This is a genomic window from Pandoraea sp. B-6, assembly GCF_000282835.1.
GTDB classification, from domain to species: Bacteria; Pseudomonadota; Gammaproteobacteria; order Burkholderiales; family Burkholderiaceae; genus Pandoraea; species Pandoraea cepalis.
Genome location: NZ_KB290504.1, coordinates 439 through 785, shown reverse-complemented (window position 1 = coordinate 785; position 347 = coordinate 439). Strand labels below are relative to the sequence as shown.

Sequence of the window (347 nt, the reverse complement as noted above, 5' to 3'; positions counted from 1 at the left end):
GCGACGCTCCGGTGGCAGCGTCATGCCGCACCTCCGGTCTCTGCGTCTGGCGGCACATCGCCCGCCGAGGGCCCTCGCTGCCCGGTGGCATTGGTCGGGGCGGCAGCGTGCACTGGGCGCGCAGGGTCGGCCGGGTTGGCACCTGCCGATGACCCGCCGACGCTTGCCCCCGCGTCCGTCAGCGCGCCGAACGACAATTGGCTCGCGATGAGTCCGACGGCCGCGAGTCGCTGGCGCAATACCTCACCCTCTTGCGACAGTACATCGGCCGACACGGACGAATCGGTCAGCAGGCGCGCCTGTAACTGCTGCCCGGACAACCCGAGCGTGACGTCGACCGTGCCCAG

At 71.2% G+C, this 347-nt stretch carries 1 protein-coding gene; it reads right to left on the bottom strand.

From position 1 onward, the window contains the following. Nucleotides 1-20 precede the first annotated feature (20 nt). Nucleotides 21-347, bottom strand: a 327-nt coding sequence (locus tag A985_RS24645; RefSeq protein WP_039830048.1) for a flagellar hook-length control protein FliK, incomplete at its 5' end; no start/stop codon positions are given.